At 69.9% G+C, this 20,811-nt stretch carries 17 protein-coding genes; 11 read left to right on the plus strand and 6 right to left on the minus strand.

Annotated elements, in window-relative coordinates; genetic code table 11:
- Positions 1 to 61: 61 nt before the first annotated feature.
- On the plus strand, positions 62 to 652 hold the full coding sequence (locus AB0G47_RS30855; RefSeq protein ID WP_360776729.1) for a malonic semialdehyde reductase: 591 nt from the start codon (positions 62 to 64) through the stop codon (positions 650 to 652).
- A 97-nt stretch (positions 653 to 749) separates the two neighbouring features.
- Here the strand turns inward: AB0G47_RS30855 and AB0G47_RS30860 are convergent, their stop codons facing one another.
- Positions 750 to 1,268, minus strand: a complete 519-nt coding sequence (locus AB0G47_RS30860) for a DUF4245 domain-containing protein (protein ID WP_360776731.1) — start codon at positions 1,266 to 1,268, stop codon at positions 750 to 752.
- Positions 1,269 to 1,485: 217 nt separating this feature from the next.
- Here AB0G47_RS30860 and glpX point away from each other — a divergent pair, with 217 nt between their 5' ends.
- Positions 1,486 to 2,517 carry a class II fructose-bisphosphatase gene (gene glpX / locus AB0G47_RS30865; protein WP_360776733.1) on the plus strand — a complete coding sequence of 344 codons (1,032 nt, stop codon included), beginning with the start codon at positions 1,486 to 1,488 and terminating at the stop codon, positions 2,515 to 2,517.
- A gap of 99 nt (positions 2,518 to 2,616) precedes the next feature.
- Here the strand turns inward: glpX and AB0G47_RS30870 are convergent, their stop codons facing one another.
- Entirely contained in the window at positions 2,617 to 2,994 is a 378-nt protein-coding gene (locus AB0G47_RS30870; protein WP_360776735.1) for a WhiB family transcriptional regulator, read from the minus strand.
- A gap of 116 nt (positions 2,995 to 3,110) precedes the next feature.
- A complete protein-coding gene (locus AB0G47_RS30875) occupies positions 3,111 to 3,791 on the minus strand; it encodes a DUF1707 domain-containing protein (protein ID WP_360776737.1) in 681 nt (226 codons plus the stop codon).
- A gap of 158 nt (positions 3,792 to 3,949) precedes the next feature.
- Between AB0G47_RS30875 and AB0G47_RS30880 the strand changes: the two genes are divergently transcribed.
- Complete coding sequence (locus AB0G47_RS30880; protein WP_360776739.1) at positions 3,950 to 5,617, plus strand: fumarate hydratase; 1,668 nt, start codon at positions 3,950 to 3,952, stop codon at positions 5,615 to 5,617.
- Positions 5,618 to 5,645: 28 nt separating this feature from the next.
- Here the strand turns inward: AB0G47_RS30880 and AB0G47_RS30885 are convergent, their stop codons facing one another.
- Positions 5,646 to 6,137: a dirigent protein gene (locus AB0G47_RS30885; protein WP_360776741.1), complete on the minus strand. Its 492-nt coding sequence runs from the start codon at positions 6,135 to 6,137 to the stop codon at positions 5,646 to 5,648.
- A 121-nt stretch (positions 6,138 to 6,258) separates the two neighbouring features.
- Complete coding sequence (locus tag AB0G47_RS30890; RefSeq protein ID WP_360776743.1) at positions 6,259 to 7,809, minus strand: ricin-type beta-trefoil lectin domain protein; 1,551 nt, start codon at positions 7,807 to 7,809, stop codon at positions 6,259 to 6,261.
- 122 nt (positions 7,810 to 7,931) lie between these two features.
- Between AB0G47_RS30890 and AB0G47_RS30895 the strand changes: the two genes are divergently transcribed.
- The 5 genes from AB0G47_RS30895 (at position 7,932) to AB0G47_RS30915 (ending at position 14,610) form a co-directional block, all read left to right on the plus strand.
- Positions 7,932 to 9,332, plus strand: a complete 1,401-nt coding sequence (locus tag AB0G47_RS30895; protein WP_360776745.1) for a class II fumarate hydratase — start codon at positions 7,932 to 7,934, stop codon at positions 9,330 to 9,332.
- A 65-nt stretch (positions 9,333 to 9,397) separates the two neighbouring features.
- Complete coding sequence (locus tag AB0G47_RS30900) at positions 9,398 to 10,084, plus strand: DUF402 domain-containing protein (protein WP_360776747.1); 687 nt, start codon at positions 9,398 to 9,400, stop codon at positions 10,082 to 10,084.
- A gap of 127 nt (positions 10,085 to 10,211) precedes the next feature.
- Positions 10,212 to 10,901: a class I SAM-dependent methyltransferase gene (locus AB0G47_RS30905; protein ID WP_360776749.1), complete on the plus strand. Its 690-nt coding sequence runs from the start codon at positions 10,212 to 10,214 to the stop codon at positions 10,899 to 10,901.
- Between the two features lie 54 nt (positions 10,902 to 10,955).
- Positions 10,956 to 13,073 (plus strand): SpoIIE family protein phosphatase, encoded by a 2,118-nt coding sequence (locus AB0G47_RS30910; protein WP_360776751.1) that lies wholly within the window; start codon positions 10,956 to 10,958, stop codon positions 13,071 to 13,073.
- Between the two features lie 91 nt (positions 13,074 to 13,164).
- Complete coding sequence (locus AB0G47_RS30915) at positions 13,165 to 14,610, plus strand: catalase (protein WP_360776753.1); 1,446 nt, start codon at positions 13,165 to 13,167, stop codon at positions 14,608 to 14,610.
- A gap of 30 nt (positions 14,611 to 14,640) precedes the next feature.
- Here the strand turns inward: AB0G47_RS30915 and AB0G47_RS30920 are convergent, their stop codons facing one another.
- Complete coding sequence (locus AB0G47_RS30920) at positions 14,641 to 16,908, minus strand: transglycosylase domain-containing protein (RefSeq protein ID WP_360776755.1); 2,268 nt, start codon at positions 16,906 to 16,908, stop codon at positions 14,641 to 14,643.
- A gap of 259 nt (positions 16,909 to 17,167) precedes the next feature.
- On the opposite strand from AB0G47_RS30920, the gene AB0G47_RS30925 reads away from it, so the two are divergent.
- The 3 genes from AB0G47_RS30925 to AB0G47_RS30935 are packed head-to-tail and all read left to right on the plus strand — an operon-like array spanning position 17,168 to position 20,792.
- Entirely contained in the window at positions 17,168 to 17,695 is a 528-nt protein-coding gene (locus AB0G47_RS30925) for a PadR family transcriptional regulator (protein ID WP_360776757.1), read from the plus strand.
- On the plus strand, positions 17,692 to 18,378 hold the full coding sequence (locus tag AB0G47_RS30930; protein ID WP_360776759.1) for an ABC transporter ATP-binding protein: 687 nt from the start codon (positions 17,692 to 17,694) through the stop codon (positions 18,376 to 18,378). The genes AB0G47_RS30925 and AB0G47_RS30930 overlap by 4 nt, the downstream gene beginning before the upstream one ends.
- Positions 18,375 to 20,792 carry an FtsX-like permease family protein gene (locus tag AB0G47_RS30935; RefSeq protein ID WP_360776761.1) on the plus strand — a complete coding sequence of 806 codons (2,418 nt, stop codon included), beginning with the start codon at positions 18,375 to 18,377 and terminating at the stop codon, positions 20,790 to 20,792. Before AB0G47_RS30930 ends, AB0G47_RS30935 begins: the two co-directional genes overlap by 4 nt.
- The last annotated feature ends 19 nt before the right edge of the window (positions 20,793 to 20,811 follow it).

Genomic DNA, 20,811 nt, shown 5'->3' on the forward strand with positions numbered 1-20,811 from the left:
CCGCAGCGGCGTACCTTCGGTCGAGCAAGCTGATCCACGCACGCACCGAGAAGGTTGATCCATGTCTCTCGCCCTTGACCCCGCCGCCCAGGACCTGCTCTTCCGCGAGGCCCGCACCGCGAACACCTTCACCGACGAGCCGGTCACCGAGGAGCAGGTTCAGGCGATCTACGACCTGGTCAAGTTCGGCCCGACCGCCTTCAACCTCTCCTCGCTGCGCATCACGCTCGTCCGCTCCCCCGAGGCCCGCGAGCGCCTGGTCAAGCACATGGCCGAGGGCAACCAGCCGAAGACCGCGAGCGCCCCGCTCGTCGCGATCCTCTCCGCGGACAACGAGTTCCACGAGGAGCTGCCGGCCCTGCTCCCGCACTTCCCGCAGGCCGCGGACATGTTCTTCACCGAGCGCCCGGTCCGTGAGGGTGCCGCGCACCTCAACGCCGCCCTCCAGGCCGCCTACTTCATCATCGGCGTGCGCGCCGCCGGCCTGGCCGCGGGCCCGATGACCGGCTTCGACTTCGCCGGCGTCCAGAAGGAGTTCCTGGACGACGACCACACCCCGGTGATGGTCATCAACATCGGCAAGCCGGGCGACGACGCCTGGTTCCCGCGCTCCCCGCGCCTGGAGATCGACCAGGTCATCACGACCGTCTGAGCCGCACCCGCGTACGGCAATGCGAAGGGCCCCCGGCAGCTGCCGGGGGCCCTTCGCATTGCCGTACGCGGGATGAGGAAAAGACCTCAGGAAGGCTTCAGGACGTCTTCAGCGCCTGCGCCATCTCCGTCAGCTGACCGAACGACGCCGTGCCCGCGACCACCGTCGTCGCGCCCTTGTCCCGGCTCACCAGGGCGTCGTACGTCTTGCCCTCGTAGCGCTGCCAGGTCCGGCCGCCGATCTCCTCGGTGGTCTTCGTCTTCACCGCGCGCTGCGTGGCCTCGTCGATGAACTCGGACGGCTTGCCCGTGGACTGCTTGACCGCGACGTACTCACCGTCCGGGTCCAGGAAGCCCAGATGCCAGCTGTCGTGCTTGGCGCCGTCGAAACGGACCGACGTCGGCTTCCACGCCTTGGCCAGACCCTCGGGCGCGGCCACCGGATACGCCGCGGCCCTGCGAGCGGTCAGCAGCTCCACGCGGTAGTCCACGCGCTTGACGGGGGTCTTGGACTCGTCGTGCGGGATGAAGATGTAGATGACGCCCGCGACGAGGCAGATCACCACCATCGACCACAGCATGTTCCGCACGGTCTGCTTGCCTTGTCTTCCAGCCACGTGCCCCATCGTCGCAGGTCCCCGCGGACCCCTTGCGCCCGCCCTGGGCACCGGCGTCCGGTCCGCTCATGCGTGGGGCCCTCTGCTCATTTTGTCGGCCTGCGGATAGAGTCATTCCAAACCCTCATCCGGCCGCCCTCCCGTCTCCCACCACCGCCCTTCCAAGGACGCCCTACGGGCGCGCCACTTTTTTGTATCAGCAGAAAGGTGCTCTCCGATGACCGAGCATCATCTCCCGTCCGAGCTCGAAGTCTCTCCCGAGGCCCCCGACCGCAACCTCGCCCTGGAACTCGTCCGGGTCACCGAGGCCGCCGCCATGGCCGCGGGCCGCTGGGTCGGCCGCGGCGACAAGATCGGTGCCGACGGTGCCGCCGTCAGGGCCATGCGGACCCTCGTCTCCACCGTCTCGATGAACGGCGTCGTCGTCATCGGTGAGGGCGAGAAGGACGAGGCCCCGATGCTCTTCAACGGAGAGCGCATCGGTGACAGCACCGGCGCCGAGGTCGACATCGCCGTCGACCCGATCGACGGCACGACCCTGTGCGCGAAGGGCATGCCGAACGCCATCGCCGTGCTCGCCGCCGCCGACCGCGGCGCCATGTTCGACCCGTCCGCGGTCTTCTACATGGACAAGCTGGTCACGGGTCCGGAGGCCGCCGACTACGTCGACATCAACGCCCCGGCCTCCGTGAACATCCGCCGCGTCGCCAAGGCCAAGGGCCGTTCGCCCGAGGACGTCACCGTCATGATCCTCGACCGCCCCCGCCACGAGGGCATCGTCAAGGAGATCCGCGAGACCGGCGCGCGCATCAAGTTCATCTCGGACGGCGACGTCGCGGGTTCGATCATGGCCGTGCGCGAAGGCACCGGCGTCGACATGCTCATGGGCATCGGCGGCACCCCGGAAGGCATCATCTCGGCCTGCGCGATCAAGTGCCTCGGCGGTGTGATCCAGGGCAAGCTGTGGCCGAAGGACGACGCGGAGCGGCAGCGCGCGATCGACGCGGGCCACGACCTGGACCGCACGCTCTCCACGACCGATCTGGTCCGCGGGGACAACGTCTTCTTCGTCGCGACGGGCATCACCGACGGCGAGCTGCTCCAGGGCGTGCGCTACGCCGCGGAGACCGCGTCGACCTCGTCGCTGGTCATGCGCTCCAAGTCGGGCACGATCCGCAAGATCGAATCCGACCACCGGCTTTCGAAGCTGCGCGCCTACAGCGCCATCGACTTCGACCGCGCCAAGTAGCAAGCAGCGCCAAGCAGCAAGCAGGCCCTGCGAAGCGCCAGTTGCGTACGTCGAAGGGGGCGCCCCGTGCGGGGGACGCCCCCTTCGGCGTACCGACTGTTATCCGGCGGCGGCGATCGGGCCTGCGGTGTGCGCCGCCTTCTTGAGCTCCAGCTCGCGCCTGCGGCGCCGGGCGAGCACCACGCGGCGCTCGGCGGCCGTGAGGCCGCCCCAGACGCCGTACGGCTCGGGCTGGAGCAGGGCGTGCTCCCGGCACTCGACCATCACGGGACAGCCGCCGCAGACACGCTTGGCGGCTTCCTCGCGGGAGAGGCGGGAGGCGGTCGGTTCCTTGGACGGGGCGAAGAACAGCCCCGCCTCGTCTCGCCTGCACACCGCTTCGGTGTGCCATGGGGAGTCCTGATTCCGATCGCGCACTGGCACCCGCTGGCCGGGAACGGCGGCGACCTGCAGGGACTGATGCGACGGCTGCAGCACGGGTCTACTCCTGACGACGGCTTCGCGAGCGAGAGACGATGCAGCAAGCTCTACCCGCTGTGCATGCGCCTATGCACTGAGTTCCGATGTACGCCCGCCGCCGCCCCCGAGGGCCGTCAGTGCCCCAAGTGCTTGCGCAGCTGCTTGTGCAGATCGCGCACCAGCTTGCCGCGCCTGGGCCGGGCCTCGATGCTGCCGAAGACCGCGAAGCCGTCGACGAAGACGACCGGGGCGTCGCGCTCGGCCGAGTCGAGCGTCTCCACCTCGAAGCTGCCGAGCACGCCCGTGCCGCTGCCCCGCAGCGAGATGTTCTCCGGGACGCGGATCTCGACGCTGCCGAAGACGGAGACCGCCTTGATGACGACCTGCCGCTGCTCGAAGATCGCCTCGCTGAGGTCGATCTCTACGCTGCCGAAGATCGCGTACGCATGGGTGCGGCGGCCGACCCGCCAGCGGCCCTTGCGCACCGAGCTGCTGAAGACCGCGACCAGGTTCTCGTCGGCGACCGGGGGCACCATGCCGTCCGACGGCCGGGAGGGGACCGGCTCGGGAGCCGCCGTCGCATACCCGGAAGCGCCGGCCGCGGGCAGGTCGCTGACCAGGGGAGCCAGCTCCTCCACCGTCTTCGCGCGGTAGACGCCGTCGATGCGCTCGCCGTGCTCCTCGGCCGTCAGCCGGCCCTCGGCAAGGGCCTCGCGGAGGATGTCCGCCGTGCGGTCCCGGTCCGCGTCGGAGGCGCGCAGGGCTGCGGGCCGCGGTTCCGGCGATGGCTGCTGAGGGCGCTTCTCTAGGTCCACACCAGTCAGCGTACCCAAACGCGATAGATCGCGACTACCCCTCGAACCGCGGTACTGAGCCTTACCTCACAGACTCGGCCGTCCTGTCGCGTTCTACGCTGGTTGGCGCGTCGCCAATGGAGGCCGCGCCGCCGTCTGCCGAGTGAGGAATGGCCGTAATGCCAGAGTTTGAGTACTCCGATCTGCTCCCGCTGGGAGAGGACACCACCCCGTACCGGCTGGTGACCTCCGAGGGTGTCGCCACCTTCGAGGCCGACGGGCGGACGTTCCTCAAGGTCGACCCGGAGGCGCTGCGCAAGCTGGCCGCCGAGGCGATCCACGACATCCAGCACTATCTGCGGCCCGCGCACCTGGCGCAGCTGCGGCGCATCATCGACGACCCCGAGGCGTCGTCGAACGACAAGTTCGTGGCGCTCGACCTGCTGAAGAACGCGAACATCGCGGCGGCCGGCGTGCTGCCCATGTGCCAGGACACCGGCACGGCGATCGTCATGGGTAAACGCGGCCAGAACGTCCTCACCGAAGGTGAGGACGAGAAGGCCCTGAGCCGCGGCATCTACGACGCGTACACGAAGCTCAATCTCCGGTACTCGCAGATGGCTCCGCTCACCATGTGGGAGGAGAAGAACACCGGCTCCAACCTCCCCGCGCAGGTCGAGCTGTACGCGACCGACGGCGGCGCCTACAAGTTCCTCTTCATGGCCAAGGGCGGCGGCTCGGCCAACAAGTCGTTCCTCTACCAGGAGACGAAGGCCGTCCTGAACGAGGCCTCCATGATGAAGTTCCTGGAGGAGAAGATCCGTTCGCTCGGCACCGCCGCGTGCCCGCCGTACCACCTGGCGATCGTCGTCGGCGGCACCAGCGCCGAATTCGCCCTGAAGACCGCCAAGTACGCCTCCGCGCACTACCTGGACGAGCTGCCCGCCGAGGGCTCGCCGACCGGGCACGGCTTCCGGGACAAGGAGCTCGAGGAGAAGGTCTTCGAGCTGACGCAGAAGATCGGCATCGGCGCGCAGTTCGGCGGCAAGTACTTCTGCCACGACGTACGCGTGGTGCGCCTGCCCCGCCACGGCGCCTCGCTGCCCGTCGCGATCGCCGTCTCCTGCTCGGCCGACCGCCAGGCCACCGCGAAGATCACCGCCGACGGCGTCTTCCTGGAGCAGCTGGAGACGGACCCGGCGCGCTTCCTTCCGGAGACCACGGACGAGCACCTCGACGAGGCCTCGGACGTCGTCAGGATCGACCTGAACCAGCCCATGGACGCGATCCTCGCCGAGCTCACCAAGTACCCGGTGAAGACACGGCTTTCGCTCTCCGGCCCCCTGGTCGTGGCCCGCGACATCGCGCACGCCAAGATCAAGGAGCGGCTCGACGCGGGCGAGGAGATGCCGCAGTACCTGAAGGACCACCCGGTGTACTACGCGGGCCCGGCGAAGACCCCCGAGGGTTACGCGTCCGGCTCCTTCGGCCCGACCACGGCCGGCCGGATGGACTCCTACGTAGAGCAGTTCCAGGCCGCGGGCGGCTCCAAGGTGATGCTCGCCAAGGGCAACCGCTCGAAGCAGGTCACCGATGCCTGTGCCGCGCACGGCGGCTTCTACCTGGGCTCGATCGGCGGCCCCGCCGCGCGCCTCGCCCAGGACTGCATCAAGAAGGTCGAGGTCGTCGAGTACGAGGAGCTCGGCATGGAGGCCGTCTGGAAGATCGAGGTCGAGGACTTCCCTGCGTTCATCGTCGTGGACGACAAGGGCGACGACTTCTTCCAGAACCCGGCCCCGGCGCCGACGTTCACCAGCATCCCGGTGCGGGGCCCCGGCCTGAGCTGACTCGGCGGCAGCACCCCGTCAGGGCCGTTCACTTGCTGACATGGAACTCCAGCTTCTGGTAGTCCCCGTCATCGGTGGAGTGGATGTAGCCGCGTGCCTCTTCGTAGTCGCCGGTTCCGCCCGTGATCGCGATGTCGAACGTGGGCTGTTGCTCCGACTCGGTGAGCGGCAGTACGGCCTGACCGGCGATGTGGCCGCCCGAGAGCACGAAGGTGCCCACGCACAGCAGGTCGCCGGGGTCGGCGGCGCGCACCACGGTGCACGTCACGCCGTCCCTGCCGACCTTGCCACCGCCTTTGCTGTCATACAGGTCGTCGGCGAAGGCGAAGCTGTCCCCGACTTCGGGTGCCTGCTGCTCGCTCTCACCCTCGTCGTCCTCGCTCGCGACTTCCTTCGCATAGAGCGTGAACGTCTCGTCGTCCTGGGTGGGCGCGGCGAACGCGGGGGACGAGGCGGTGAGGGCGACGGACGCGGCCAGGCAGACGCCGAGCGCGCCGAGGGTCCTGAGGTGGGGAATCATGTGCCGCCTCCTGTGAGGTGGTGGGTCTCCCCCCCCTCATTCCCTTCCTCATTCTCCGACGTTCGCCCCGGGCCCGCCTCCTGGAGGGCGGTGGCGGAGGAGGCCCGGGGCGAACGGGGGCCTACGCGAACTTCTGGTTCGGCGACCCGTCGCACTTCTGGAGCTTCAGCGGCTCCTTGGGCGATGCGAGCCCCAGGCAGAGCCCGGTGTCCGACGCGGGGCGCAGGGTCCCGGCCTCGCGCACGAACTTCTGGTTGGCGCCGCCGTGGCAGTTCCACAGCGTGACGGCGGTGCCTTCCTTCGCCGTTCCGGGTACGTCGATGCAGCGGTCCTGGGTCAGACCGGTGTGCAGTGACTGCTGACCACCGGGGCCGCCGTCGTACCACCAGGTCTGATTGCGGTTGCCCGTGCAGTCCCAGCCCTGGACCTTGGTGCCGTTGCGGCTGCTCGACGCGTCGACGTCCACACAGGTCCCCGTGCCCTGGTTCTTCAGGGGCTTGTACGCGTCGTCCCATCCGCCCGGGTACAGCTTGGGGCTGCCCGTGCTCGCCGGGTCGGCGCAACTGGCCTCACGCTGCGCGGAGTTGTGGATCTGGGTGAGGCAGGACGCGAAGGCCGCGTGGCCCCGCGCGTTGGGGTGGAAGGACTGCCGTACCGAATTGGAGTCCGGCGGGAAGGGGTTGGAGAGCTCGATGTAGAGCCCGCGCGCCCAGGTGTCCTCCATGCAGACCTCGTGGCCGTGGAAGAGCCGGGAGTTGTCGAGGTAGGTCGCGCCGGCGTTCTTCGCGGCCTTGCGCATGCCGGTCTCGAAGGCCGGCACCGCGTAGTTGCGGGCCCACGCGGTGTCGGAGTCGTAGCCGAGACCGCCGCAGGCCAGCTTGCCGGGGAAGTTCGGGTTGTCGCGGAAGTCCGGGCCGACCGGGCTCGGGTAGCCCATGGCGACGAGCTTGTAGTCGCCCTCCTGGTAGCCCGCGTCCTTCATCACGGTCTTCAGGTCGCGGATGGACTGCTCGACCTTGGGCACGAGGGCGTCGACCCGGGCCTGCCAGCCGTCGTTGTACTTGCCGGCGCAGGCTCCCTGGCTGAGCAGATAGCGGGTGACGCAGTCGGTCATCACCGGCGCGAATTCGAGGTCGTCGTTGGCGCCGATGACGAGCAGGATCGTCTTGATCTTGGTGTTCCGGGCCTTGATGGCGAGGTTGTCGCTCTGCACCAGCTCGTCGGCGTACTGCTTCTGGCCGCCGATCCTGATGTTGACGGTGCTCGCTCCCGAGCAGGCGACGTTGTACGTCACGTCGGCCGGGATGCCGGTGCGGTGGATCGCGGCGTCCGGGGAGCGGTGGCACCAGTTGTCGGGGCCGTCGGTACCGGGTTCGTACGTCCCGACACCCTCCCCGGAGATCTCGCTGTCGCCGAGCGAGATCAGCCCGGTCTTGCGGTCGGCGAGCGGGCGCTCGGCCGGGTCGCCGTAGAGCTTGGTGGCCTCCTCCGCCCGGATCTTCTCCAGGTCGGGCGGGAGCGGCGTCGAGGCCGGTGCCGCCTTCGGGCTCCCGCCGTTGCCGTCCGCCGCCTGGGCGGGCATCGCCGCCGTGCCGAACACCGCCGCCATCGCGACGGCCGCCGCGAACGTACATCTCAGCCTGCCCTGGCGGCTGCTTCTGGTGCGCTTCATCGCGCCTCCCCGGTTTGGTGTTACCCCCGGTTTTTACTGGCCAGTAGGGCGCTTGGGAATACCTGGAACAAGACAAGTGCTCAACTTTTCAGCGGGTTCTGACGGAGAGGTAGGTTCGAGGCATGACCAGCGACGCCAGCGGTGAGTACCGGATCGAACACGACTCCATGGGCGAGGTGCGGGTCCCCGCACACGCCAAGTGGCGGGCCCAGACACAGCGGGCGGTGGAGAACTTCCCCATCTCCGGGCAGCGCATCGAACGCGCCCACATCGCCGCTCTCGCGCAGATCAAGGCGGCCGCCGCGAAGGTCAACGCGGAGCTCGGCGTGCTCGACAAGGACATCGCGCAGGCGATCGCCGACGCGGCGGGCGAGGTCGCCGAAGGCCGCTGGGACGAGCACTTCCCGGTGGACGTCTTCCAGACGGGGTCCGGCACGTCGTCGAACATGAACACCAACGAGGTGCTCGCCACGCTCGCCACGGAGCGGCTCGGTCGCGACGTACACCCCAACGACCACGTGAACGCCTCGCAGTCGTCGAACGACGTCTTCCCGTCCTCCATCCACATCGCGGCGACGGGCGCCGTGACGGGCGATCTGATCCCCGCCCTCGAGCACCTCGCCGCGTCCCTGGAGCGCAAGGCCGAGGAGTTCGCGGACGTCGTGAAGTCCGGGCGTACGCATCTCATGGACGCGACGCCGGTGACGCTCGGCCAGGAGTTCGCCGGGTACGCGGCACAGGTGCGGTACGGCGTGGAGCGGCTGCGCTCTTCGCTGCCGCGCCTGGCCGAACTGCCGCTGGGCGGCACGGCGGTGGGCACCGGGATCAACACGCCGCCCGGGTTCTCGGCCGCCGTGATCGCGGAGGTGGCGCGGGCCACGGGTCTTCCGCTGACCGAGGCGCGGGACCACTTCGAGGCGCAGGGCGCGCGGGACGGCATCGTCGAGACCAGTGGGCAGTTGCGCACGATCGGCGTCGGCCTGACGAAGATCTCCAACGACCTGCGGTGGATGGCGTCCGGGCCCCGGACCGGGCTCGCCGAGATCAACCTGCCCGATCTGCAGCCCGGTTCGTCGATCATGCCGGGCAAGGTGAATCCGGTGATTCCCGAGGCGGTGCTCATGGTCGCCGCGCAGGTCACCGGGAACGACGCGACGGTCGCCGCGGCGGGGGCCGCGGGCAACTTCGAGTTGAACGTGATGCTTCCGGTCATCGCCAAGAACGTCCTGGAGTCCGTGCGGCTGCTCGCCAACGCGTCGCGGCTGCTCGCCGACCGGACGGTGGACGGGATCACGGCGAACCGTGAACGGGCCCTCGAGTACGCCGAGTCCTCGCCTTCCGTCGTCACTCCGCTGAACAAGTACATCGGGTACGAGGAGGCGGCGAAGGTGGCGAAGAAGGCACTGGCCGAGCGGACGACGATCCGGGAGGTCGTCCTTGCTTCCGGGTACGTCGAGCGGGGAGACCTCACGGTGGAGCAGCTCGACGCGGCCCTTGACGTGCTGCGGATGACCCGGCCCTAGGGAGCGGACGCCCCGGCCCAGGGAGCCGCCGCCGGACGGTCCTGCCGGGCTACTAACATCTCTGCATGACAGAGCACATGACGCCGCCAACGACGAGCAGCGACGACGCACGCTGGGCCCCCGGCTCCCACGTGCTGTGGCGGTACAAGGAGAACGCCGGGGAGCGGGTGCACATCTGCCGGCCCGTCACCGTCGTACAGGACACGGACGAGCTGCTCGCCGTCTGGATGGCGCCCGGGACGGAGTGTGTGAAGCCGGTGCTCGCCGACGGGACGCCCGTCCACCACGAGCCCCTCGCCACCCGGTACACCAAACCCCGCGCCCTGAGCAGGGACCGCTGGTTCGGCACCGGCGTGCTGAAACTGGCGCGGCCGGCCGAGCCGTGGTCGGTGTGGCTTTTCTGGGATCCGGGATGGCAGTTCAAGAACTGGTACGTGAACCTCGAAGAGCCGCGCGCACGTTGGGCCGGAGGCATCGATTCCGAGGATCACTTTCTGGACATCTCTGTGCGACCGGACCGCAGTTGGAGCTGGCACGACGAGGATGAGTTCGCACAGGCTCAGCGTGCCGGACTGATGGGGGAAGCAAAAGCGCAGGAAGTGCGGGCCGCGGGGCTCGCCGCGATCGAGGTGATCCACGCGTGGGGCGCACCGTTTTCGGACAACTGGCAGCAGTGGCGGCCCGATCCGGACTGGGGCATTCCGCCCCTTCCGGATGACTGGGACCGCACGCCCGCGCATGTGACGTCATGAGACCCTTGATGCGCCCCCATGGTTCAAACGTAGGATCGTCCTCCGCAAGGGCGCACAGCAGCAACTCAGCAGCAACTCCCTGAGCTTGCACGATGCCTGACTGGTTGTCATCGAGGAGCGGCAGAACGTGAGCGAGGCGAGCGAGTTCGACAGGTACGGCGGGCCATCCGGCGCGCCCGACCGCACGGGCCAGGCCGAAGCGTTCGACGCCATCGGGCAGCAGTACGACGATGCCTTCCCGCACAAGGAGGGCCAACTGGCCGCCGGGCGCCGGATCGCCGACGCGCTGCCGCCCGGGGCGAGGGTGCTCGACGTGGGCTGCGGGACCGGACTGCCGACCGCCCGTCAGCTCACCGACGCCGGGCACACCGTCCTCGGCGTCGATCTGTCGGCCGGCATGCTCGAACTGGCCAGGAAGAACGTGTCTGCGCCGGGGGCCGAGTTCCGGCAGCTCGACGTGGCTCAGCTGCGGGCCGAAGGGCCGGACGGCGTGGGGCACTTCGACGGGATCGTGGCCTTCTTCGCGCTCCTCATGCTGCCGCGCGAGGAGATCCCGCACGCCCTGCGGCTGCTGCACGGACTGCTGCGCCCCGATGGCCTGCTCACACTGTCCATGGTCGAGGCCGATCTGGATGACGCGGCAATTCCGTTCCTGGGGCACACAATCCGGGTATCCGGTTACCTGCGGGACGAACTGCGGCAGGTCGTGCGTGACGCGGGCTTCGACATCATCGATGAGGACACGTACTCCTACGCCCCCGCAAGCACCGACGTACCACCCGAGCACCAGCTCTTCCTGCACTGCCGACGCGGCTGACCCACCTAGCCCCCGGAGACCACGGCGCAGCCCCGGACGGACGGATCGAAACGCGTGACGGAGCACCCCACCCCCGACAAAGGCCGACAGCCCCGAGCTGCCCGGCCGACCGCCCCCGCGGACCCTCGCGGGGCGCTGGTGCGTGCCCAGGAGGCACCGGGCGGCACGGGCGCGCCCGCTTTACCCGCACAGGCACGGACCGGCGACGCGGGGTCCGCCCAGGCCCGCACCGGCGACCCCGCCGCGAGCCCCAGCGACGAGCACGCCCAGTCGTCGGGTGCCCCGGCCTCGCAGCCCGACCCGCACCGCCCGCGCCCCGTGCCCGAGGGCGTGCCGTCCCAGCCGGGACCTGAGCAGCCCAGGCCCGCGGCCGGCCCCGGCAGTCCCGGCGGTCCCGGCGGCGAAGAGCGGCGCACCGGGCAGCCACGGCCGCCGGGATCGGGCCCCGCCGCGATGCGCCGCGACGGTGACCGGCTGCGTTTCGTGGGCGCGGCCACCCGGCGCATCGCCCGCGGCATCGACCTGGACGAGATCGTCATGGGCCTGTGCCGGGCCACGGTGCCGACGTTCTCCGACGCGATACTGGTCTATCTGCGCGACCCGCTGCCGGTCGGCGAGGAGCGGCCGACCGGTGCGCTGATGCTGCGCCTGCGCCGCACCGACCGGATCCCCGAGGAGCCGGACACCGACGGCGGCACCATGCCCGCGCTCCAGGTGCAGCCCGACCTGGTGACGACCGCCGAGCTGTGCGAGGTACGCCCCGGCGGGGCCCTCGCCGAAGTCCTGCGCGGCGTACGCCCGGTGTTCGCCGACTCCCCCGGCGCCCGCGCCGCGCTGCCCGAACTGCTCGGCGACGGCCGGAGCGTGCCGACGGGGCAGCGCACGATCCTCGCCCCGCTGCGCGGCAGGCGCCGGGTGATCGGCGCTGCGGTGTTCCTGCGCCGCCCCGACCGCCACCCCTTCGAGGCGGACGACCTCCTGGTCGCCGCGCAGCTCGCGACGCACAGCGCGCTCGGCATCGACAAGGCGGTGCTTTACGGCCGCGAGGCGTACATCGCCGACGAGCTGCAGCGCACCATGCTGCCGGAGACGCTGCCGCGCCCGACCGGCGTGCGGCTCGCCTCGCGCTACCTCCCGGCCGCCGAGACGGCCCGGGTCGGCGGCGACTGGTACGACGCGATCCCGCTGCCCGGCAGCCGCGTCGCCCTGGTCGTGGGTGACGTCATGGGCCACTCCATGACATCGGCGGCGATCATGGGCCAGCTGCGGACGACCGCGCAGACCCTGGCCGGGCTCGACCTGCCGCCCCAGGAGGTCCTGCACCATCTGGACGAGCAGGCCCAGCGCCTGGGCTCGGACCGCATGGCGACCTGTCTGTACGCGGTCTACGACCCGGTCGCGCACCGCATCACCATCGCCAACGCCGGGCATCCGCCGCCCGTCCTGCTGCATCTGGGCGGCCGCGCCGAGGTCCTGCGGGTCCCGCCGGGCGCGCCCATCGGCGTAGGCGGTGTGGACTTCGAGGCGGTGGAGCTGGACGCGCCCGCCGGTGCCACGCTGCTCCTGTACACGGACGGGCTCGTCGAGTCACGCCTGCGCGACGTGTGGACCGGCATAGAGCAGCTGCGCGAACGGCTCGCCGCCACCGCCCAGTTGACGGGCCCGGACCACCCGCCGCCCCTGGAGGCGCTCTGCGACGAGGTGCTCGACATGCTCGGCCCCGGCGACCGGGACGACGACATCGCGCTGCTCGCCGCCCGCTTCGACGGGATCGCGCCGAGCGACGTCGCGTACTGGTTCCTGGAGCCCGAGGACGCGACGCCCTCGCGCGCCCGGCGGCTCGCCCGCAGCGCCCTGGAGCGCTGGGGCCTGGAGGAGCTGACCGACTCCGTGGAGCTGCTCGTCAGCGAGGTCGTGACCAACGCCGTGCGGTACGCCTCGCGCCCGGTGACCCTGCGGCTCCTGCGCACCGACGTGCTGCGCTGCGAGGTCGGCGACGACGTGCCACAGCTGCCTCGGGTGCGGCAGGCGCGCACCACCGACGAGGGCGGACGCGGGCTCTATCTCGTCAACCGGCTCGCCCGGCGCTGGGGGGCGACCCGGCTGAGCACCGGAAAGGTGGTGTGGTTCGAGCTGAACCACGGCTCGACCCCGGAATCGAGCCGGAATTAGACCCTGTCCGAACCTGGTAAATGTTGCCGACGTCCCGTCGGCGGAGTTCACTGGCACGTGTCCCCGAGCTCCGTCCGATGGGAGGACGCTCATGACGTACACGACGAACAACGCCGGCGTGCCGGTCGAGAGCGACGAGCACTCGCTGACCGTCGGCGCGAACGGACCGGTCCTGCTCCAGGATCACTACCTCATCGAGAAGATGGCCCAGTTCAACCGCGAACGGGTCCCCGAGCGGGTGGTGCACGCCAAGGGGTCGGGCGCGTACGGAATCTTCGAAGTCACCAATGACGTCAGCCAGTTCACCAAGGCCGACCTCTTCCAGCCGGGCAAACGCACCGAGATGCTGGCCCGCTTCTCGACCGTCGCGGGCGAGCAGGGTTCCCCCGACACCTGGCGTGACCCGCGCGGCTTCGCGCTCAAGTTCTATACCGAGCACGGCAATTACGACCTGGTGGGCAACAACACCCCCGTCTTCTTCGTCCGTGACCCGCAGAAGTTCCAGGACTTCATCCGCTCGCAGAAGCGCCGCCCCGACAACGGCCTGCGCGACCACGACATGCAGTGGGACTTCTGGACCCTCTCCCCCGAGTCCGCGCACATGGTGACGTGGCTGATGGGCGACCGGGGCATCCCGAAGACGTACCGCAACATGAACGGGTACAGCTCGCACACCTATATGTGGGTCAACGGCGGCGGCGAGCGCTTCTGGGTCAAGTACCACATCAAGACCGACCAGGGCATCGACTTCCTCACCCAGGCCCAGGCCGACGAGCTCGCGGGCCAGGACGGCGACGCCCACCGCCGCGATCTGTTCGACTCGATCGCGAAGGGCGACCATCCGAGCTGGACGGTGCACGTCCAGATCATGCCCTTCGAGGACGCGCCGGACTACCGCTTCAACCCCTTCGACCTGACCAAGGTGTGGCCGCACGGCGACTACCCGCTGATCGAGGTCGGCCGGATGACCCTGAACAGGAATCCGGAGGATTTCTTCGTCCACATCGAGCAAGCGGCCTTCGAGCCGTCGAACCTGGTGCCGGGCATCGGCCCGTCCCCGGACAAGATGCTGCTCGGCCGCCTCTTCTCGTACCCGGACACGCACCGCTACCGGATCGGCCCCAACTACGCGCAGCTGCCGCCGAACCGGGCACACTCGGCGGTCAACTCGTACGCCAAGGACGGGCCCATGCGGTACGAGCCGGCCAACACCGCGGCGCCGTACGCACCCAACTCCTACGGCGGTCCCGCGGCCGACTACCAGGGCCGGTTCGGTGACCCGGCGGGCTGGGAGTCCGCGGGCGAGATGGTCCGCGAGGCCTACAAGCTGCACCGCGAGGACGACGACTTCGGGCAGGCGGGCACACAGGTCCGCCAGGTCCTCGACGACGCGGCGCGCGAGCGTCTCGTGTCGAACATCAGCGGCCACCTGCTCGACGGCGTGAGCGCGCCGGTCCTCGAACGCGCCCTGCAGTACTGGCGCAACGTGGACAAGGAGATCGGCGACCGCGTCGCGACGAAGGTCGGCGGCGGCTAGAGCCGGTCAGGCCGGGCTGCCCGGTCAGGCCTAGTCCCTGCCGGGCCGGGCCCCGTTCGGGTTCTCCGGGATCTCGATGGAGTCCGACGGGTCCGGCTCCTCCGGCTCGTCCGTGGGCGGCTCGGTCGTGGGCTCATCCGTCGGCGGCTCGGTGCTCGGCTCCTCCGTAGGCGGCTCGCTGGACGGGGTCTCCGTCGGCGGCTTCGTCGTCGGGTCCTTGGGCTCCTCCGGCTCCTCGGTCGGCTCCCGCGGGGCGTGCGTCGTCGGGTCCGGCGGCGGCGCGATGGCCGCGCCCATGGACGTGTCCAGGTCGAACTCGCTGGGCGAACCCATCGCGTCGAAGGTGTACGCCGCCCAGATCTGGGCCGGGAAGCTGCCGCCGTCGACGCGCGGCAGACCGCCCGCGCCCCGCATGGAGACCTGCTTGCTCTCCTCGGCCGTGCCCGCGGCGCCCTCGCCGAACAGGCCGACGGAGGTGACCAGCTTCGGCGTGTAGCCGGTGAACCAGGCCGACTTGTTGTCGTCGGAGGTGCCGGTCTTGCCCGCCACGTCCTGCACGGGGCTGCGCACCGCGCTGCCCGTGCCGTCGTCGACCACACCCGTCAGGACCGAGGTCAGCGAGTCGGCGGTGCCGCGCTCGACGACCTGCTCGCCGATCGGGTCCGGCAGCTCGATCGTGCGGTCCTTGTGCTCGACGGACGCCACGATCGCCGGGGTGACCTTCTTGCCGTGGTTGTCGAGCGTCGCGTACACACCCGCCATCTCCAGCGGGCTCGCGCCCATCGTGCCCAGGGTCTGCGCGGGCACGGCGGGCAGGCCGTCGACGTCCATGCCGAGATCGCCGGCCGTCTTCAGGACGTTCTCCATGTCGACGTCCACGCCCATCTGCGCGAAGACGGAGTTGATGGACTTGTTCATCGCCTTCTGGACGGTGACCGGGCCATAGCTCTTGTCGTCCTCGTTCGGCGGGGCGAAGGCGACTTCGCTGCCCTTGACCGGGCGCTCGCTGGTGCCGTCGTAGACCGTGTTCGCGGTGATCGGCTGGCCGGACTGCGTCTTGCTGCCGTTCTCCAGGGCCGCGGCGAGGATCAGCGGCTTGAACGTGGACGCGGGCTGGTAGTCACGCCGCGTCGCGTTGTTCGTGTAGTGCTTCACATAGTCCTCGCCGCCGTACATCGCGAGGACCTTGCCGGTCTTGGGGTCGACGGAGGCCGCGCCCGCCTGCACCCGGGCGTCCGCCTTGCGCTTGTCCGGGTCAAGCTGGTCGTTCAGTTTCTTGTCGACGGCCTTCTCGAGCAGCTTCTGCTTCTTCTTGTCGATGTTGAGCGTGATCGTGTAGCCGCCCGCGTCGAACTGCTCCTCGCTGAGGTGCCCGGCCCGCATGACCTCGGCCTTGGCCTCCTTGACCAGGTAGCCGGTCTGGCCCTCGAGGCCCGGCGCGGCCTGCGGCTTCTGCGGCACGTCGAACGTCAGGCCCTCGCGCTTGCTCGCGGGCAGCCAGTTCTCCTCGACCATGTTGTCGAGTACGTAGTTCCAGCGCTCCTTGACGAGCTTGCGGCTCGCGGGCGTCGCGGACGTCCAGTCGTACTGGCTCGGCGCCTGGAGCAGGGCCGCGAGATAGGCGCCCTGCGAGACGTCCAGCTTCTCGGCGTCCACGCCGTAGTACGCCTGGGCCGCGGCCTGGATTCCGTAGGCGCCGCGGCCGTAGTAGCTGGTGTTGATGTACCCGGCGAGAATGTCTTCCTTGCTCGTCTCGCGGTCCACCTTCAGGGAGATGACCAGCTCCTTGAGCTTGCGGGTCACCGTCTGGTCCTGCGTCAGGTAGTAGTTCTTGACGTACTGCTGGGTGATCGTCGAGCCGCCCTGCTTGCCCTTGCCGCTGACGGTGTTGATCAGGCCGCGGGCGGTGCCCTTGAAGTCGACGCCCGTGTCCTTGTAGAAGGACTTGTTCTCGGCGGCGACGAACGTCTTCTGGACTTCCTTGGGCACCTTCTCCAGGTCGACGACCTCGCGGTTCAGCTCGCCGGTCCTGGCGAGGACCGAGCCGTCCTTGTACTTGTAGACGTTGCTCTGCAGCTTGGCCGCCGCGTTGCCCTCGGGCACGTCGACCACCATGTAGAGGACGACGAAACCGAGCATGCCGAGCAGGCAGAGCCCGAAGAACGTGCCGAGGATCTTCTTCAGCGTGAAGAAGCGCCGTATGCCGCTGCGCTTGGGTTTGCCGCCGCCGGCTGGGCTCGGGCGCGCTGCCCGGCGCGCGCCGCGCTGCCGCGCCTGTCGCTCTTCCGCTCGGCCCATGGCTCTGAGTGCTCCGCTTCCGTCTAGTCCACATACGTACGTCGAGTCAGCTCACGAAGCTAACACCGCACCCTGGGACAAACTCCTGCCGATCCGGTCTTTTCCGGACGTGACAATGAGCACCTGCCCTTAAGAACCGACGAACACAGGCCCCAGAAGGTTGCCCGCTTCTCGAACCTGTGAGCTCTCCATCAGTCCCGCACCAGCCCTCCAGGGCAGGTATACACACCACGTATACACACCGTGTAGAGTGCCGCGCATGTCCATCGGTCACACCCTCCTCGGCCTCCTTGAGTCGGGCCCGCGCCACGGCTACGACCTCAAGCGCACCTTCGACGAGAAGTTCGGTCACGACAAGCCGCTGCACTACGGCCAGGTCTACTCGACCATGTCCCGCCTCCTGAAGAACGGCCTCGTCGAGGTCGACGGCATAGAGGCGGGCGGCGGCCCCGAGCGCAAGCGGTACGCGATCACCGAGGCCGGCATCACGGATGTCCAGCGCTGGCTCGCGACGCCGGAGAAGCCGGAGCCCTATCTCCAGTCGACCCTCTATACGAAGGTCGTCCTCGCCCTCCTCACCGAGCGCGACGCCACGGAGATCCTCGACTCCCAGCGGGCCGAGCATCTGCGCCTCATGCGCATCCTCACCGACCGCAAGCGCAAGGGTGATCTCGCGGACCAGCTGATCTGCGACCACGCGCTGTTCCACCTTGAAGCCGATCTGCGCTGGCTCGAACTGACCGCCGCGCGCCTCGGCAAGCTCGCCAAGGAGGTTCGCTCCGTATGACCCCCGCAGGTTCCCTCCTCACGGCCACCGGCCTTCGCAAGGCGTACGGCGCGACGAACGCGCTCGACGACGCCGAGTTCTCCATCCACCCCGGCGAGGTCGTGGCCGTCATGGGCCCCTCCGGCTCGGGCAAGTCCACCCTGCTGCACTGCCTCGCGGGGATCGTCAGGCCCGACGCGGGCTCCATCACGTACAACGGCCGCGAGCTGACCGGTCTGCCGGACGCCACGCTGAGCGCGCTGCGCCGCAGCGAGTTCGGTTTCGTCTTCCAGTTCGGGCAGTTGGTGCCGGAGCTGACCTGCGTCGAGAACGTCGCCCTTCCGCTGCGTCTCAACGGCGCCAAGCGCAAGGACGCCGAGGCCACCGCCCGTACCTGGATGGAGCGCCTGGAGGTCGACGACGTACTCGCCAAGCGGCCCGGCGAGGTCTCCGGCGGCCAGGGCCAGCGGGTCGCCGTGGCCCGCGCGCTCGCCACCGGACCGCGCGTGCTCTTCGCCGACGAGCCGACCGGCGCGCTCGACTCGCTCAACGGCGAGCGCGTGATGGAGCTGCTCACCGACGCCGCGCGCTCGACGAACGCCGCCGTCGTCCTGGTCACCCACGAGACGCGGGTCGCCGCCTACTCGGATCGCGAGATCGTCGTACGCGACGGAAAGTCACGCGACATGGAGCGGGTCGTATGAGCCTCGGCACCCGCCCCGAGGCCCCCGCGGAGCACCGGTCGCCGCACGCCGGGGACACCGCGCCGACCGGCGTCCGCGCCTGGCTCCGCGATCTGGCGATGGGCATACGTTTCGCCGTCGGCGGCGGCCGTGAGGGCTGGACCCGCACGATCCTGACCGCCGTCGGCGTCGGTCTCGGCGTCGCGCTGCTGCTCGGCGCCGCGTCGGTGCCGAACCTGCTGCAGAACCGCGACGACCGGTCGTACGCGCGCACTCCGTACGCCTCGATGGACATGAAGCCGCCCAAGGCGGGCGATTCGACGGTCCTTGTGCGCGACACCGGCACCCAGTTCCACGGGCGGACCGCCACCGGCATGTTCCTGCAGGCCGACGGCGACCGCCCGGTCCTGCCGCCAGGCCTCGACACGATGCCGGCGCCCGGCGAGATGGTCGTCTCGCCCGCGCTGCGCGACCTCCTCGACGACCCGGCGAACAAGCTGCTCAAGGAGCGCTTCAGCGACTTCCGCGTGGTCGGCACCATCGGCGACGCGGGACTCGTCTCCCCGCTCGAGCTCTACTACTACGCGGGCGCCGACAAGCTCACGGGGGCGGACGGCGCCCATCGCCTGGCCCGCTTCGGGCAGGACAACTCCCTGCCCCTCGACCCGTTCCTGATGGCACTCGTCGTACTGATCTGCGTCGTCCTGCTCACCCCGGTGGCGATCTTCATCGGTACGGCCGTACGGTTCGGCGGCGACCGCAGGGACCGGCGGCTCGCGGCGCTGCGCCTGGTCGGTGCGGGCGCCCGCACCGTACGCAGGATCGCGGCGGGCGAGGCGCTGTTCGGGGCGCTGCTCGGGCTCGCCGTGGGCGCGGTCTTCTTCCTGCTCCTTCGCCGGCTGGTGGGCGTGGTCGACCTGACGAACGTCAGCGCCTTCCCGTCCGACATGGCGCCCGAGCCCGGCCTCGTCGCCCTGGTCGCGGTGGCCGTGCCGGTCTGCGCGGTCCTGGTGACGCTGATCTCGCTGCGCTCCGTCGCCATCGAGCCGCTCGGCGTCGTCCGGGGCGGCAAGCGGCGCGAGCGCCGCCTGTGGTGGCGGGTGCTCCTTCCGCTCGCCGGCATCGGCATCCTGCTGACGTCGGGCCGCGTCGACCGCTCCATCGGATCGACCGTGAACGTGCCCGCCATCGCGGCGGGCTCCGCCCTCACCCTGATCGGCCTCAGCGCGCTCCTGCCCTGGCTGGTCGAGGCCGTCGTGGGACGGCTGCGCGGCGGCCCCGTGCCGTGGCAACTGGCCATCCGCAGGCTCCAGTTGACCAGCGGCACGGCCGCGCGGGCGGTCAGCGGGATCACCGTCGCGGTGGCGGGCGCGGTGGCGCTGCAGATGATGTTCGCGTCCATGCACGACGACTTCAACCAGGCGACCGGCCAGGACACTTCGCGCGCCCAGCTCACCGTCCGCAGCGTCAGCGGCAGCGGCCCGCTCGCCCAGCGGATGATCGACGACTTCACCGGGACCGAGGGCGTCACGAAGGTCATCGGCACCGTTCAGGCGTATGTCACCCGCCCCGGCAACACCAAGGTCAACGACATCACGCCGACCACGCAGCTGACCATCGGCACCTGCGCGACCCTGCGCGAGCTGGCGGACATCGGCTCCTGCAAGGACGGCGACACCTTCGTCTCGCACACGAAGGACCGCAAGATGAACACCTGGGTGGACACGACCGCACGCCCCGGCAAGCCGATCAACATCGGCGAGGACCCCGACTTCGACAAGGACGCGAAGCCGGTCCTGTGGACGCTCCCCAAGGACACCCGCACCGTCAGCGCCAGGCCCAACCCGTCCGGCAGCAAGATCGACGGAATTCTCGCCACACCCGCCGCCGTCGACATCGGGAAGCTGTCCGACGCGACCACGACCTCCTGGGTCAAGCTCGACCCGAAGGAGCCGGAGGCCGAGGAGCATGTGCGCAACGCCGCGGCCCACATCAGCCCGCTGCTCGGCGTGGACTCGATGAAGGCGGTCGACCGCGACAAGCAGTACGCGTCCATCGCGCGCGGCCTGCAGATCGGCGCGAGCGTCACGATGGCGCTGATCGCCGCGTCCATGCTGGTGTCGATGATCGAGCAACTGCGTGAGCGCAAGCGCCTGTTGGCGGCCCTCACCGCGTTCGGCACGCGCCGCTCCTCGATGGCGTGGTCGCTCCTGTGGCAGACGGCGGTCCCCGTCGTCCTGGGTCTCGCCCTCGCGGTGGCGGGCGGCCTCGGCCTCGGCGTGGTCATGACCCGCATGATCAGCAAGGAGGTCACCGACTGGTGGTCGTTCCTCCCGCTGACGGGTGTGGGCGCGGGGATGGTCGTGGCCGTGACACTGCTCAGCCTGCCGCCGCTGCGGCGGATGATGCGGCCGGACGGCTTGCGTACGGAGTAACTCCGAGCCCCGAAGGGGC

Origin of the sequence: Streptomyces sp. NPDC021622, from assembly GCF_040640795.1 — a bacterium.
Taxonomy (GTDB): domain Bacteria; phylum Actinomycetota; class Actinomycetes; order Streptomycetales; family Streptomycetaceae; genus Streptomyces.

Bases quoted from the DNA above. Each gene is read 5' to 3' on its own strand.
- AB0G47_RS30855 (WP_360776729.1), top strand. From the start codon at position 62: ATGTCTCTCGCCCTTGACCCCGCCGCCCAGGACCTGCTCTTCCGCGAG.
- glpX (WP_360776733.1), top strand. From the start codon at position 1,486: ATGACCGAGCATCATCTCCCGTCCGAGCTCGAAGTCTCTCCCGAGGCC.
- AB0G47_RS30880 (WP_360776739.1), top strand. From the start codon at position 3,950: ATGCCAGAGTTTGAGTACTCCGATCTGCTCCCGCTGGGAGAGGACACC.
- AB0G47_RS30885 (WP_360776741.1), bottom strand. From the start codon at position 6,137: ATGATTCCCCACCTCAGGACCCTCGGCGCGCTCGGCGTCTGCCTGGCC.
- AB0G47_RS30890 (WP_360776743.1), bottom strand. From the start codon at position 7,809: ATGAAGCGCACCAGAAGCAGCCGCCAGGGCAGGCTGAGATGTACGTTC.
- AB0G47_RS30895 (WP_360776745.1), top strand. From the start codon at position 7,932: ATGACCAGCGACGCCAGCGGTGAGTACCGGATCGAACACGACTCCATG.
- AB0G47_RS30900 (WP_360776747.1), top strand. From the start codon at position 9,398: ATGACAGAGCACATGACGCCGCCAACGACGAGCAGCGACGACGCACGC.
- AB0G47_RS30915 (WP_360776753.1), top strand. From the start codon at position 13,165: ATGACGTACACGACGAACAACGCCGGCGTGCCGGTCGAGAGCGACGAG.
- AB0G47_RS30920 (WP_360776755.1), bottom strand. From the start codon at position 16,908: ATGGGCCGAGCGGAAGAGCGACAGGCGCGGCAGCGCGGCGCGCGCCGG.
- AB0G47_RS30925 (WP_360776757.1), top strand. From the start codon at position 17,168: ATGTCCATCGGTCACACCCTCCTCGGCCTCCTTGAGTCGGGCCCGCGC.
- AB0G47_RS30930 (WP_360776759.1), top strand. From the start codon at position 17,692: ATGACCCCCGCAGGTTCCCTCCTCACGGCCACCGGCCTTCGCAAGGCG.
- AB0G47_RS30935 (WP_360776761.1), top strand. From the start codon at position 18,375: ATGAGCCTCGGCACCCGCCCCGAGGCCCCCGCGGAGCACCGGTCGCCG.